This is a genomic window from Actinopolymorpha pittospori, from assembly GCF_014873875.1.
Lineage (GTDB): Bacteria > Actinomycetota > Actinomycetes > Propionibacteriales > Actinopolymorphaceae > Actinopolymorpha > Actinopolymorpha pittospori.
The window spans coordinates 3338420-3351964 of record NZ_JADBEM010000001.1 but is presented as its reverse complement, the minus strand read 5'-3'; the positions used below and the strand labels follow the sequence as shown (position 1 = coordinate 3351964).

At 69.9% G+C, this 13545-nt stretch carries 9 protein-coding genes; all 9 read right to left on the bottom strand.

Annotation, left to right across the window (positions count from 1 at the left end):
- Nucleotides 1-13: 13 nt before the first annotated feature.
- Genes HEB94_RS15945 through HEB94_RS52455 form a run of 9 tightly spaced genes read right to left on the bottom strand, consistent with a single transcriptional unit; the run spans nt 14 to nt 12929 of the window.
- Nucleotides 14-952 (bottom strand): SDR family oxidoreductase, encoded by a 939-nt coding sequence (locus HEB94_RS15945; RefSeq protein WP_192750620.1) that lies wholly within the window; start codon nt 950-952, stop codon nt 14-16.
- Complete coding sequence (locus HEB94_RS15940) at nt 949-1833, bottom strand: class I SAM-dependent methyltransferase (protein WP_192750619.1); 885 nt, start codon at nt 1831-1833, stop codon at nt 949-951. The genes HEB94_RS15945 and HEB94_RS15940 overlap by 4 nt, the downstream gene beginning before the upstream one ends.
- Nucleotides 1826-2794 (bottom strand): glycosyltransferase, encoded by a 969-nt coding sequence (locus tag HEB94_RS15935; protein WP_192750618.1) that lies wholly within the window; start codon nt 2792-2794, stop codon nt 1826-1828. Before HEB94_RS15935 ends, HEB94_RS15940 begins: the two co-directional genes overlap by 8 nt.
- Before the next feature lie 3 nt (nt 2795-2797).
- Nucleotides 2798-7144: an O-antigen ligase family protein gene (locus tag HEB94_RS15930; protein ID WP_192750617.1), complete on the bottom strand. Its 4347-nt coding sequence runs from the start codon at nt 7142-7144 to the stop codon at nt 2798-2800.
- Nucleotides 7141-8184, bottom strand: coding sequence for a glycosyltransferase family 2 protein (locus tag HEB94_RS15925; RefSeq protein ID WP_192750616.1), 1044 nt, complete (start codon nt 8182-8184; stop codon nt 7141-7143). Before HEB94_RS15925 ends, HEB94_RS15930 begins: the two co-directional genes overlap by 4 nt.
- Nucleotides 8181-9638 (bottom strand): oligosaccharide flippase family protein, encoded by a 1458-nt coding sequence (locus HEB94_RS15920; protein ID WP_192750615.1) that lies wholly within the window; start codon nt 9636-9638, stop codon nt 8181-8183. The genes HEB94_RS15925 and HEB94_RS15920 overlap by 4 nt, the downstream gene beginning before the upstream one ends.
- Entirely contained in the window at nt 9635-11125 is a 1491-nt protein-coding gene (locus HEB94_RS15915) for a GumC family protein (protein WP_192750614.1), read from the bottom strand. The genes HEB94_RS15920 and HEB94_RS15915 overlap by 4 nt, the downstream gene beginning before the upstream one ends.
- 14 nt (nt 11126-11139) lie before the next feature.
- Entirely contained in the window at nt 11140-12099 is a 960-nt protein-coding gene (locus HEB94_RS15910) for a glycosyltransferase family 2 protein (protein WP_192750613.1), read from the bottom strand.
- Nucleotides 12099-12929, bottom strand: coding sequence for a sugar transferase (locus tag HEB94_RS52455; RefSeq protein WP_202896370.1), 831 nt, complete (start codon nt 12927-12929; stop codon nt 12099-12101). Before HEB94_RS52455 ends, HEB94_RS15910 begins: the two co-directional genes overlap by 1 nt.
- Nucleotides 12930-13545: the final 616 nt, after the last annotated feature.

Here is a 13545-nt window from a genome sequence, read left to right as displayed (position 1 = left end):
AGGGACGGGTCGATCAGGCGATCCGTACGGCCCGCACGAGGTCGGTGAAGTTGACGGTGAGGTACTCCTCGAGCGCCTCCTGCCACGGGCGCATCGTGTTCATGCCCTGCAGGTCCAGGACCAGGTTGCGCATGATCTCCGAGCGTGGGCGCACCGACGGGAACTCCGCGGCGAAGTGCTCGGAGGTGACCGGGACCAGTTCCACGTCGTCGCGGCCGAGGACCTTCAGGATCTGCTCGACCACGTCGTAGCGGCTGCCCTCACCGCCGCAGGCCATGTGGTACAGGCCGAACAGCTCGGACCTGACCAGGCCGAGGAAGCACTCGGCGAAGTCCGGCGCGTAGGTGGGGGTGCCGAACTTGTCGGTCACCGCGTAGACGTGGGTGGCGCCGTCCCGGATCTGGTTGATGATCCGCGCCACGAACTTGTGGTCCTTGCGCGGGCCTCCCCCGACCATCCAGCCGGCCCGGATCACGTAGTACTGGTCGAGCAGCTCGCGTACGACGAGCTCACCCTCGTACTTGCTTTTGCCGTAGGTGTTCAGCGGGTTCGGCTGGTCGAACTCGGTGTACGGGGTGGGCTTCTCTCCGTCGAACACGCCGGCGGTGCTGATGTACGTCATCGGGATGCCGGCCCTGCGGGCCTCCAGCGCGACGTACTTCGTGGCCACCGTGTTGGTCATGAAGGCGTGGTCGGGGTCCGCGTCGCTCAGCTCCAGGGACGTCTCCGCCGCCAGGTGCAGCAGCAGGTCCGGACGGTGCTCGCGGACGGCGTTGCGCACCGCCAGCCGGTCCCGGACATCCAGCCAGAGCAGCCGGGGCCCGGCGCTGCCCCACGGGTGCGTGTCGGTCAGGTCGATGTCGGTCGCCACGACGTCGTGGCCCGCACGGACGAGAGCGGGGACGAGGGCACTGCCGAGCATGCCCGCGCTCCCGGTGGCCAGCATCTTCATACGATTTCCTCTCGCGGAAGGGCCAGGGTCACGACGACCATCCGGCAGGCCCGGCGGCTGAACGGAACGGTGCGCAGGATCGTGCGGTCCATGGATTCCAGGGCGTTCCAGGTGCGGTCGGACAGCTCCACGAAGTTCTGCAACCTGGCCAGTAGCTGGAACGGCTGCCAGTGCACGTGGCGGAACCAGCGGCGCATGATCGCGAAGTCCTCCTCCCCCAGGGACCGCTCGTCCGGTGTGTGGGTGTGCGGCGGGAACCGCCGCGTCACCAGGCGCGAGTTGCGAACGGTGCGGACCCATTCGGGTGCGAACAGCACCGGTTCGCAGAAGACGGCGACGGCGCCGGGTGCCAGCAGGCGACACAGGCTGGCCATCGCCGCCTGGCGGTCGAAGTGGTGCACCACGTTGTTGCCGATGATCGCGTCGTAGTGCTCGTGGTCCAGCCCGGCCGCCCTGGGGTCGAAGCGCTCGATCGGGCAGTGCACGAAGGTGGTCGAGTCGCTCACCCCGTTCACCGCGGCCCGCTTCCTGGCCACCTCGAGAATGCCCGCCGACACGTCGATGCCGACCACGTTGGCGCCCTGCTGCGCCAGCCAGACGGCCAGCGAACCTCCCCCGGCGCCGACCTCGAGGATCCGTTTGCCGGCCAGCGGCCGGAGCTGGTCGACGGCGGCGGTGAGGTAGTCCACGTGCTCGCGGTTGACGAACGGGATCCGCGCCGGGTCGACCCGGTAGTCCTCGTCGGTCCAGGTCGCCAGCAGTTCCCGGGCCATCAGGTCGTAGGTCTGCGCCTCGTGGTCGTGCCGGTCCTCGATCAGCAGGCCGTCGCCGTGGCCGTGGCTGTGGCTGTGACCGTTGTGGGCGTGCTCGGTTCTAGACATGGATCGGCTCCAGAGCGAGACGGAGATGGGTTGCGTGGGCGCGCATCTGTGACCGGGCCGACGACCGCTCCGGCGGACGTCGGAGCACCGACAGGCCCGCGTACGCGACGGCGCGCGCGCCGAAACCGAGGACCTCGAGACCGCGCAGCGCGAGGCCGGCCGGGTGCCCGTGCCTTCGCACGAACCACCGGTTCAACGCCCGCAGCGCCTCCGGCGAGGCCCGCCCGGTGACCCGCCGGGACGACGCGCCCATGAAGTGGGTGGCGGTGACATCGGCCGCGTACCAGACGTTCCAGCCGTCGTCCCGGGCACGCTGGCACAGGTCGACGTCGTCCATGTAGACGAAGATCCGCTCGTCCAGCAGACCGATCTGCTCGATCGCCGAACGCCGCAGCATCATCACCGCGCTGGACACCCACCCGGGCTGGAACGACTCGTCGGTGTCCTGCCCCAGGTAGATGCCGGCGGCGCCGGGCCAGCCGGGCAGCAGGCGCTCCAGGCCGAGCAGGTAGTTGGCCAGCGTGCGCAGGCTGAACGGCTGGCCCGCGGTCCACCGCTGGAAGGAGCCGTCCCCGTAGACGAGGCGTGGGCCGACCACGGCGCAGCGCGGGTCGCGCCGCAGGTAGTCGAGCATGCCCGCGATCCCACCGGGTGCGAGCCGGGCGTCGGTGTTGATCAGCAGGACGTTCGGGGACGCGCTGGCCCGGAGCGCCTGGTTGTTCGCCCGGCAGAATCCGACGTTCTCGTCGTTGGCGATCACGGTGGCCTGCGGCCAGTGGCCGCGCAGGTACTCGACCGAGCCGTCCCGGGAGGCGTTGTCGACCACGATGACGTGGTTGCGAAGTCCCGGTGGTGTCGCGTCGTCCACGCTGCGCAGGCAGTCGTCGAGCAGGTCGCGGGTGTTCCAGTTGACGACCACTGTCGTCAGGTCCGCCTGGACGCTGGATGCCTGATCGTGCACGGCTCACCGCCAATCGAGGAAGAGGACGTTGTTCTGCGGATCGGGCTGCAACAGCCACGGCTGCGCTGCACCGCCGGGACCGGCGACGTACACGCTCCGGGTCGTCGGCGCGCGGCCGACGAACAGGACACTGCCGCCGCCCGGCTGGACGACCGGGTTCGCCGCCGGGGACTGCGCGCGGAAACTCAACGGGTGGGACCTCGCCTGGCCGCGCGAGGCGCCGAAGTCGAATCCGAGGAGGACGTCGCGACCGTCGCGCCGGCCCACGTAGACGAGCCCGGACCGGTCCGGCAGCCACACCGGTGAGGCGCCCGGCGTGCCGTCGGCCGTGAGGGCGCGGACCTTGTACCCAGTGGTCGAGTCCATCAGGTAGAGGTCGCGCCGACCGTCCTGCGCCGAGGAGAACGCGACCCGGCCACCGTCGGGCGAGACCGCGGCCCCCGAGTCGTTCACCGCCACCGCGCCGGAGGTGCCGTTGGTCAGGTTCAGCACCGCGCCGGTGGCCAGGTCGATCCGCAGCAGGAAGGACTCGCCGGTCAGCGTCGAGGTGTTGGTGACGATCACCGCGCGGCCGTCCGGGGTGACCACCGGATCGGTGTTGCCGCGCGCGTCACCGAGCCGGACGCCGTCCCGCCAGTCCTCGATCCACGGATCGGTGAGCTGGCGCACGGTGCCATCGGCCTTCCGCAGGAAGACCTGGCGCCGCGCGACGGATCTGCTCACGGGCGTCGGGCCGTTGTCGCGGAGGGCGGCGGCGAGCCCGTTCGTGTCGTTCAGCGTGACGTGCTCGCGGCGGCGCTGTCCCGGCGGCGTCGCGGGGTGCGGCGTGCCCTGGGCCTTCGGCACCGGGACCTCGGCGACGAAGACGATCTCCTTGCGGCCCGGGACCCAGCGGGCCTGGATCGGGCGCAGCCCCTTCGGCAGGCTGATCCTGGTGCGATGCATCAGGTCGGCCGAGGCGTCCACCAACTCGGTCTGACCCTTCGCCGTCAGCACGGTCAGCAGTACCCGGGAGGTCGAGCGGTCGCTGCCGATGACCGCGCTGCTGGGCGGGTTGCGGAGCCGGCGCTGCCAGTCGAACCAGTTGATCGCCAACGTCGTCGAGCTCACGACGGCCCGCGGATCGCGTCCGTCGGTGCGCAGCGAGCAGATGCAGGTCGTGGTCCGGTCCGTGGCGCCGGTGAACGCGATCCGCGAGCCGTCCGGAGAGTAGCGCGGCGTGTAGCCGGACATCTCCGGAATGGCGCAGGGCAGGTCAGGCGTCCGCAGCACACAGTTCAGTCCCGCGGTGAGCACCCGCTCGGCACCCGTCCGGGTGTCGACGGTCACGACGTGGAAGTCCTGCGTCTTGCCCTTGAGGTTGCGCTGGTCCCGTGGTGTGTCCGGTCCGCGGTAGGACGCGAGGACGACGTGGCGGCCGTCGGGTGAGACGTCCGGGTCGGTGTCGAAGTAGTTTACATGGGTGGTGACCCGCTCCCGGTCGGTGCCGTCCACGTTCATCGTCGCGATCGACGCGTGCCCGTCCCCGGCGGCGACCAGCGCGACCTGCTCGCCACCGGCGACGAGGGTCGGGTCGGAGTCACCGGCCCCGAGCGGTTGGGTCACTCCGCTGAGGTTCCGGCTCAGGCCGGTACGCAGGTCCATCCGGAAGACCGCGTAGTTGGGGAACCACGGGGTGACCGCGACGAAGACGAGGTACCTGCCGCTGGCGTCGACGGCAGGCTGGCCCACCGCGTAGTCGAACGTCTGGATCAGCCGGCGACCGGAGCCGTCCGGGTTCATCAGCGCGATGCTTTCGGGCGCGCCCCGATCACCGCGGCGCACGGTGTACACGATCTTTGTTCCACCGAAGGCCCAGCGGGGCCAGCTGTAGGTGCGTCCGTCCGCCGGGGTGATCCTGGTGACGTCGGACCCGTCGGCGTTCGCGGTGAAGATCGCCTCCTCACCGGTGGCACGGATCTGTGCCCCGAACACCAGGCGTGGCAGGGAGCTGGCGTCGCTGCTGGAGATCATCGGGCCGGCCATGGCGAGGCCACCGAGCAGGGTCGCGGGGACCAGCCCGAGCACCACCAGTCGACGCGAGGACACCCGGGGCGCGACCTCGGGTGCACCCGAGCGGCGGCGCCGGATGCGTGTGGCCCATTCCCTTGACCAGGACGCGGACCGCAACCAGGCCTGCCGACACGTTCGCGCGAAGCCTGGCAGGGCCTGCCCTGCGGCCTGTCGTAGTGCCTGTCGCGGCGCGGCACCGGGCGGGCTCGCCGTCCGTCGGCTCATGTGCGGGGTGCCCAGCGACGCCCTGCCCGCGCTGGTGCCGTTGCCCGCGCTGGTGCCGTTGCCCGGCCCGCTGTCCGCCCCGTTGCCGGCCGGCACCCGTGAGGGTGGCGGGCTGATCCGTAGGCACGCGACCACCAGGCCGGCGAGCATCCAGTACAACGCCAGGGGCGTGTCCTGGCGGAGGGAGAAGCCGAGCAACTCCTCCACCACCAAGAAGCCCATCGCACCGGCGACACCCACGCCGACGCCGGCGGCCAGCCGGTCGGTCGAGCGGCCGAGGCGGATCGCGGCCGCCATCAGCGCCACGCCGACGATCGTGATCGCGGCCAGGCCGAGGATCCCGCTCTCGGACAGGTAGAGCAGGTACAGGTTGTGCACCGGGTTGTTGAAGAAGATCACCCGGTACGGCTCGTACTTCGGCATCACCAGCTCGAAGTTGTTCAGGCCGACGCCGAGCGCCCAGTGGTCGTGGATCACCGCGAGCGCGATGTCGTTCAGCTGGAACCGGGACTGCAACTCCAGGTAGAAGTGCGACGTACCGAAGTTCTCCGAGTACTTCGTGGCCAGCTCGGGGAAGAAGACCGCCACCCCGATCAGCGCGGCCAGGCAGAGCCTGCCGATGGCCCGCCAGCTGATCCGGCTGCGCGCGATGCCCGCGACCAGCACCACCAGGGCGGCCGCGGCCGCGGCGACCAGCGATGCCCGGGTGTGTGCCAGGTACAGCGGAAGGAAGCAGCACGGGATCGCGGCGCAGGCGGCGATCTTGGTCAGCGAGCGCTTCAGCTCGATCGCCAGGCCCAGGGCGACCAGGGCCAGGGAGCCCATCACGGCACCCATGAAGACCGGATGGATGATCGTGCCGAACGGTCTGCCGAGCTGGCCCTCGTCTGTGATGCGCTCGGTGAGCTGGGTCGGAACGCCGAGGAAGGACAGGCCGAGCACGCCTCCGGTCTGCCACTGCAGCAGAACGACGACCAGTTCGACCACCACGAAGACGGCCAGGCCGCCGAGGACCGCCCACACGTGGCGCCGGGTCCGGATCCGGACCGCCAGGTAGAAGAAGAGCAGGTACATCCAGGCCATCCGGAACAGCTCCGCGGCACTGTGCTCCACGCTGGGTGCGATCAGCAGGCTCGGCAGCAGGAGCAGCGCGCAGGCCAGTGGCAGCCAGACGATCCGGCGCCGCAACCCTTCCTTGACGTCGGCGACGAGCGTGCCCTCCCAGGCCCACAGGCCGTACAGCACAAGGAGCATCGCGTCGAAGGTGGTCACGTAGATCGAGATGGCCCCACCGGACTGCTCCAGGTCCTGGGTGCTGAGCGACTTGTGCAGCACGATGGCCAGCGAGCAGGTGGTGGCGAAGGTGAAGAACACCGACTTGTCCCGCACGTAGACCAGCAGCGCGACCACGGCGATACCGCCGACCAGGGCCAGGATGCCCTTCTTCCCGAGCGTGCCGATCACGAACGAGAGCATCGCGATGCCGACCACGACGGCGCCGATGCCGACCGCCGAGACCATCCGGCGCCGCGGCGCGACCACCGTGACCCGCCGGGTCCGGACCGGTCGTGGCGGGACATCCACCGGTTCGGTGGTGAGCAGGTCACGGATCAGCGGCCAGAGCAGCCAACCCGACACCAGCAGCAGGCAGCCGCCGGCCACCGCGATCAGCCCTTCGGACCCGAAGGACGCCACGACGTAGGCCAGCCCCGCGCAGAACACCGCCACCGCGACCAGGCCCGGCACCCGCAGCCAACGCGGCACCCGCCCGACCCTGGCCCGCCAGCGCCCGGGCCGGACCCGCTCCACCGCCTCCCGCAGCGGCGGAACCAGGTCCTCGCGCAGGCCGTACAGGACGGCTCCCAACACGACCAGCCCGACCAGCCCGTACAACGCGGTCATTCCCAGTGGCGCCAGGGCCAGCGCGCCGAGCCCTGCCGTCACTCCGCAGGCCACCACCAGCAGCGCCTCGCGCCGGCGCGGATCGCCGTGCGGTGGCACCGGTGGTCGGCCGGACGGCAACGCGGACAGCTCCGGCGGCCCGGGGGGCCGTGGAGGGGAGATCAGGCTCATCCCGGCGTCCCCGCGGGTGTCGGCCCACCCGGCGGCCAGGTCGGCGTGGGCTCGAGCCTGCGCGGCGGCGAGGTGTGGTAGCCCTGCTCGGTGTGGAAGAGCAGCACCTTCCAGTACAGCCACTCCGCCAGCGCGTTGCGCTGTCGCAGGCCGGCCAGCCGGGTCTGCAGCGGCGGCACCGTGAACCTGTTGAACAGCGCGTTGCGCACCGCCATCCGCAGCCGTCCCCGGGGCGAGGCGTTGCGGGACAGCACGCCGTAGCGCTCCAGCAGATCCGGTTCGGGGATGAGCACCTCGAGATCCCGCAGCCCGCGGCCGACGCTCTCCTGCAGCCGGCAGGCACTGGGCAGGTCGTGCGGGTGGTAGTGCTCGCCCCAGGCCCGAGGCTCGTAGACGATCTCGTAGCCGGCCCGGGTCCAGCGGTAGCCCAGTTCGATGTCCTCGTGGCCGATGTTCGCCCAGTCCTCGTGGAAGACCAGGTTCCGGTCGAGCATCACCTGCCGGGGCAGGCTGAGGTTCATCGACCAGTGGTAGCGGTAGGGCACCGTCTGGCCGGCCCGACCCGCGATCTCCCAGTAGGAGAAGGGCTGGTACCAGTCGGTGAACGGATTCGCCGGCATCTTCTCCGACTGCTCGACGTGGCCCAGGACGGCGATCGGCGCGTCGTGGCGGGCGTGCATCTCCACGTGCCGGCGGACCATGTCCGGGCGGACCCAGACGTCGTCGTTCATCCACAGCACGAGATCGCCACGTGCCTGGCGCAAGGCCTGGTTGCGTTTGACCGCGGGCAGCCGCTCCTCGCTGCTGACCAGCTGGATGGACAGCTGAGCCTCGGCGGCAACCCGCCGCACCATCTCCGGCGTGCCGTCACTTGAGTTGTCGGCGACCAGCACCTCCATCAGCTCGGCCGGGTAGTCCTGCGCCATGAAGTGCCGCAGGGTGGTCTCCACCACGTCGCAGCGGTTGTAGGTCGGCAGGATCACCGACACAGTCCGACCACCGGGAACGCCTGTCCCACCGGCAGTTCCGAGCTCCGTCATGCCAACACCTCCCGTAGCGCCCGCGGCACCCGCAACACGAACAGCGCGGCCACGTAGGCGACCAGCGCGATGATCACCAGTAGCGGCCAGGGCGCGAACAGCCCCTGGCTCTCCCGCAGGAGGGCCACAGCGCCGGTGACCGCCACACTCACCGCCGCCGCCGCGAGTACCCGGACCACTCCGCGTACTTCCAGGCGGATGCCCAGGTGCCGGCGTACGGCCCAGGCGGACGCGCCCACCACGAACACCGCGATCCCCACCGCGGCGCACCCGGCGCCGACGATGCCGAACCGGGCGATCAGCCCTACGCACAGCACCGGTGCCACCAGCAGGGTCAACGCGTTGTAGTGCAGGGTGACCCGTTGGTACCCGCCGATCAGCAGCGCCAGCGACTGCCAGACGGCGAGCACGAGGAACACCATGGCCACCGACAGCAGCACCAACGGGACGGCCGCCTGTGCGTACCCCGGCCCGTACACCTGTCGCACCAGGGGCCGAGCCGCGAACAGCAGCAGGACGGGCACGATCACGGTGAAGGCGATGAGTGCCTCGGCACCCCTTCGGTACAGGTTCAGGAACCGCTGCCGCTCCTGGTCCCCGTAGGCGCGGGACAGCAGCGGAAACATCACGTTGATGAACAGCGCGGTGGTGAGGAAGTAGTACTCGATCGGCTGGGCTGCCGACCCGTACAGGCCGACCTCCCGCGAGGGCCGCATCGCCGCGAGACTGAGGCTGTCCAGCTTGCGGTAGAGCACGCTCAGCAGCAGGGCCGGCGCGATGGGCAGCGACTCCCTCATCAGCATCCGCACCAGCCCCCGGGAGAACCGGATCCGGACCCCGAACCGCCCGCGCGCGAGCCTGAACGCCACCAGGGCGCCCAACGCGGAACCCACCACGGGCGGCACGAACAGCCACACCAGGTCGGCGCTCACGGCCACCAGGACCACGATCGCCGCGGTCTCCACAAGCTCGGCGCCGGTGCGGATGAACGCCTCCACCTGCTGGACGAGGCGGACCTGGAAACTCACCACGATCGCGGCGAGGACAGCCTCGGACAGGAAGACCAGCGACGCGACGGCGGCGGCGAGCAGCGCGCTGGGCGGCTGCCGCATCGCGAGCAGCACCACCTGGGTGACCACGATCCCGGCCACCGCCAACAGCAGGCGCAGCGCGACGATCGTGCCCACGATGTCGTTCTCGTTCGCCCCGGCGGCCGAGACCTCGCGCACCGCCACCTTCGGCAGGCCGAAGTCCGCGACCAACCCGACGATCGTGGTCACCGTCAGCACCAGGACGTAGACGCCGTACGCGCCGGGCGCGAGGTGGCGCACGATCGCCAGCGTGGAGACGATGTTGAGAACCAGGTGCAGCACCTTCGCGGCCACCTGCGTCGTCGTGCTGACGACGACCTTGCGGGTGACGCTCGAGTCGACCGAGGACGCGGCAGAGGTCATCCGCCACCGCCGTGGTCCCCGGAGCCCGCGTGCGGCGGGTCGCCGTCCGCCGGGAGTTCGCGCGCCCCCACGGGCACGCTTCCGTTGGCGGCCCGCGCCGGCTGCCGGACCTCGATCGGGTCGCTTTGCTGGTGGCTGGACAGATCCGCCAGCAGGTCGCGGGTCGCGTCGCTGTCCGGGGCGTGGGGCTGGCCCGGCTCCGGTTCGTTCGGGTCGTGCCGCTGCCGCGCCCGCCAGGTCAGGCCGCCACCGGCGAGACCGCCGAGCAGCAGGCCGATCGCGAGGTACAGGTACCGCTTGGGCGCCACCGGATAGGCCGGGACCCCGGCCTGGTCGATCCGGGTCAGCTCCGACTCGCTGACCGCGACCTGGGTCTGCGCGTTCTGCAGTTGCTGGGTCAGCGCGGTCTCGTTCCCCTTGGCCAGTTCGACGTCCTGGAGCAGTTCGGCCAGCCGGGCCTGCTGCGCGTTGAGCCCGGTCGGCGAGGTGCCCGCGACCTGCTGTTCGAGTTGGCTCCGCCGCGCCTGCAGTCCGTCGATCCGTGACTGCAGTCCCGCCTTCTGGGACTGCAGGGAGCTGTAGACCGGATTGACCTCCTTCGTGGTGACCGAGGTGTCCGAACGGCCCGTGCTGATCCGCTGGTCGCTGGTGGACGTGGACGCGGTCGCGGCGATGGAGGCGTTGACAGACGCCAGCTGGGCCTGGTTGTCCGCGAGGTCGGCCTTGGTGTTGCGCAGGTCGGTCTGCAGGGTGTCGAAGGACTTGGCGTTCAGCACCTGCTGCTCGTCCGCGGCCGAGATACCGTGCTCCGTCTCGTAGTCCGCGACCGCGGTGCTCTTCGCGCTGACGTTCTTCGACGCCAGGTTCACCTGCTGCTGCAGGGCTTTCACGTACGTCTGTGCCTGCTGCCGGAAGCGCGCCGCGCTCACCGAGACCAGCTCGTCGGCCAGGGCGTTGGTCACCCGCATCGCCTGCACACCGGAGGTGCCGGAGCCGGAGACCTCGAGCACGTACGACCCCGGCTGACCGGCGGCCGCACCGGAGGTCACGCCAAGCTGCTCCGCGCGGGCACCGGTGGTGACCTCCTCGATCGCCTTCTCCCGCCGGTTCGCGGGAGCGCAGTAGCCGAAGGTGATGAACGCGCGGGTGCACTTGTAGGTCCAGGCGGCCGCGCCCTGAAGGGCGTGGATCGGCCCGTGCCCGGTGTCCGGTGCGTCCAGGCCCAGCCCGTCCACCACCGCGATCGCGACGCTGCGGCTGGTGGCCACTCCCGCATAGGTCTGCGCCAGCGCCTGCGACAGCGTCCCGTCCGCGACCTTCGGTTGCTGCGCCGGATCCGTTCCGGTGCTGCTCAGGAAGGTCGCGTCCTGCCCGTGGATGAGCAGCCGGGTCTTCGAGGTGTACTGCTTGCTGACCAGGAACGAACCACCGAAGGCCAGGATCGCGCTGAGCAGGGCCAGGACCGGGATCCGCCAGTAGCGTCGCATCGCTTGCAGAGTCATCATGACGGGGGAAACGACCCTCCGCTAGCAGGTTCGGGACGACGGTCGAGCAGGGGTCCGCCCAACTTCGAGCGCACCAGGAGCAGTGCCGCGCGCGCTGCCAGCAAGATCCCCGCCGTCCAGCGCAGGGGGTTCCACAGCTGCGGGGCATGGTGCTTGCACCAGTAGCGGTAGGCCCCCCGGTGGAAGGGCCTGATGGTCGCCGGCGTCCAGCCGAACCCCCGTGATCCGCCCTCGTGATGGACAACGCGGGCGGTGGGAACGCACCACACGGCGTACCCGGCGTCCTTGATCCGGTGGCACCAGTCCGCGTCCTCCCAGAACAGGAAGAAGCCCTCGTCCAGTGCCCCTACCTCGTCGATGACGCGCCGCGGCACCAGCATGGCCGCGCCCGACACCCAGTCGACCGCGAACGGTTCGTCGCCGGTGCGCCGCCGTCCGGCCAGGTACCGTGCGGACCACCGGTTGTTCGGCATCAGGCGGGTCAACGGCGACCTGCGCCCGAACAGTCCGGCCGCGGGGGTCGGGAAGGCGCGCGCGGTGAGCTGGTCGCGCCCGTCGCCGTACAGCAGCCTGGGCGCCACCACGCCGGCCTCCGGCTGCCGCGCCGCGAACTCCAGCAGCGTCTCCAGGGCGCCCTCCCCCACCACCGTGTCAGGGTTGAGCACGAAGACGTATCCCGCGCTGCCACCGGCGATCCCTCGGTTCACCGCGCGGGCGAAGCCGGTGTTGCTGCCCATCTGGACCACCCGGACCGACGCGTCGTGGCCGGCCACCAGGTCCGCGGTTCCGTCGTCCGAGGCGTTGTCGACGACCGTCGTCGTGCTGACGGATGCGCTCACCCGCACGCTGTCCAGGCAGGCCCGGATGTGCGCACTGCTGCGGTAGGTACAGATCACCACGTCGATGCCGGTGGTTCGCCGCCGCTCGAGCTCGTCGGCCGGGATGCGCGCGGCCATCAGAAGGCTCCACGGCCGAGTACGACGACGATGACGGTGCGCCAGAGGATCCGCAGGTCCAGCATCAGGGTCTGCTGCGCCACGTAGCGCATGTCCAGCGTCAGCCGCTCCCGGATGGTCAGGAAGCTGCGACCGGCGACCTGTGCCAGTCCGGTCAGCCCGGCCTTGGTGAACAGGCAGGCCAACTCCTCCGGACGGTAGAAGACCACGAGTTCGGGCAGGTCGGGACGTGGGCCCACCAGGCTCAGATCTCCGAGCAACACGTTGAACAGGTTGGGAAGCTCGTCGAGAGTCGTCCGGCGCAGCCAGCGACCGACCTTGGTGTTGCGCGGATCGTCTGCCAACTTGTAGTAGGTGGTGTCCCGAAGGTCCGCACTCAGGTGGTACTGGTAAAGCTCAGGAAAACGCTCCCGGGCATCGACGTACATCGTGCGGAACTTGAAGAAGGTGAAGGTCCGTCCGCCTCTGGTCACCCGGGTCTGCCGAAAGATCGCCGGCCCTGGTGAATCCAGTCGAATCAGGATCGCCAACACGATCATGACCGGTGCACCGACCACCAGCAGGACCGTCGCGCCGATCAGGTCGATGAGCCGCTTGGTAATGGCGTACGCACGTCCGCGGTTCGGCAGATACAGGTAGGGCGCGTCGGCCAGCCGCCGATCCAGAAAGGCCGCCAGGGATTCACCGGAGCCGACATTCGGGAGCTCCTGCCGCGCCTGCCCGGTCGACTCCGAACCCGATATCCCACCGAGCACGGAATCAGCCTCGGACCCCGCATCGCCCACACCGATGCCGGCGTGCACCGCACCGTTGGCACCTGTCGGGGTCACCCATCCCGGTCGCCTGGGCAACTCGGTGAGCGCATCAATGCGCCCGAATCCCGTTGACCGTCGCGACAGTGCGATCTCGCGTACGGACGCGAATGGACTCTCCTTGAGAGTCAATCCGCCGACCGTGCCGTGAAAACCCTTTACCCAACTTGAACCGGCCCCGTTACCAGCGCCATCTGTGACCGCGCCGGTATGGGGCATGGTTTCCTCACCCATGCCCACCACCTCATGGATCCCCACCCGAGAGGAACGCCGCGAGCCTAGGTCGAATCAGAGAGGAGACGCAAGAACTTCCAAATTCCCCTGCCCGAAGGTGAAGAATGCCGCTGCCCCAAGAGGTTGGACCGTACGGGCAGAGCTGGAGGCGGATTAGGCATGCCCGATTGAGCTGTCCGAAGCGGCGATATCTGCGGTCATACCGGGGGTTTGTGAGACGCGCGGAGTGGTTCGATTAGCCGTTCGACGGCATTTCGATTTCTCCATCAATTCCCCGGGGTTTCGCCAGCATTTCGCACCCGCGCCTGAAGGGGAACGAAGACACCTCACAGACCGCGGGGAACGGTCGGACCCGATGCGAGAATACACCGCCGAGGTCTGACCGGTCGGACCGACGTTG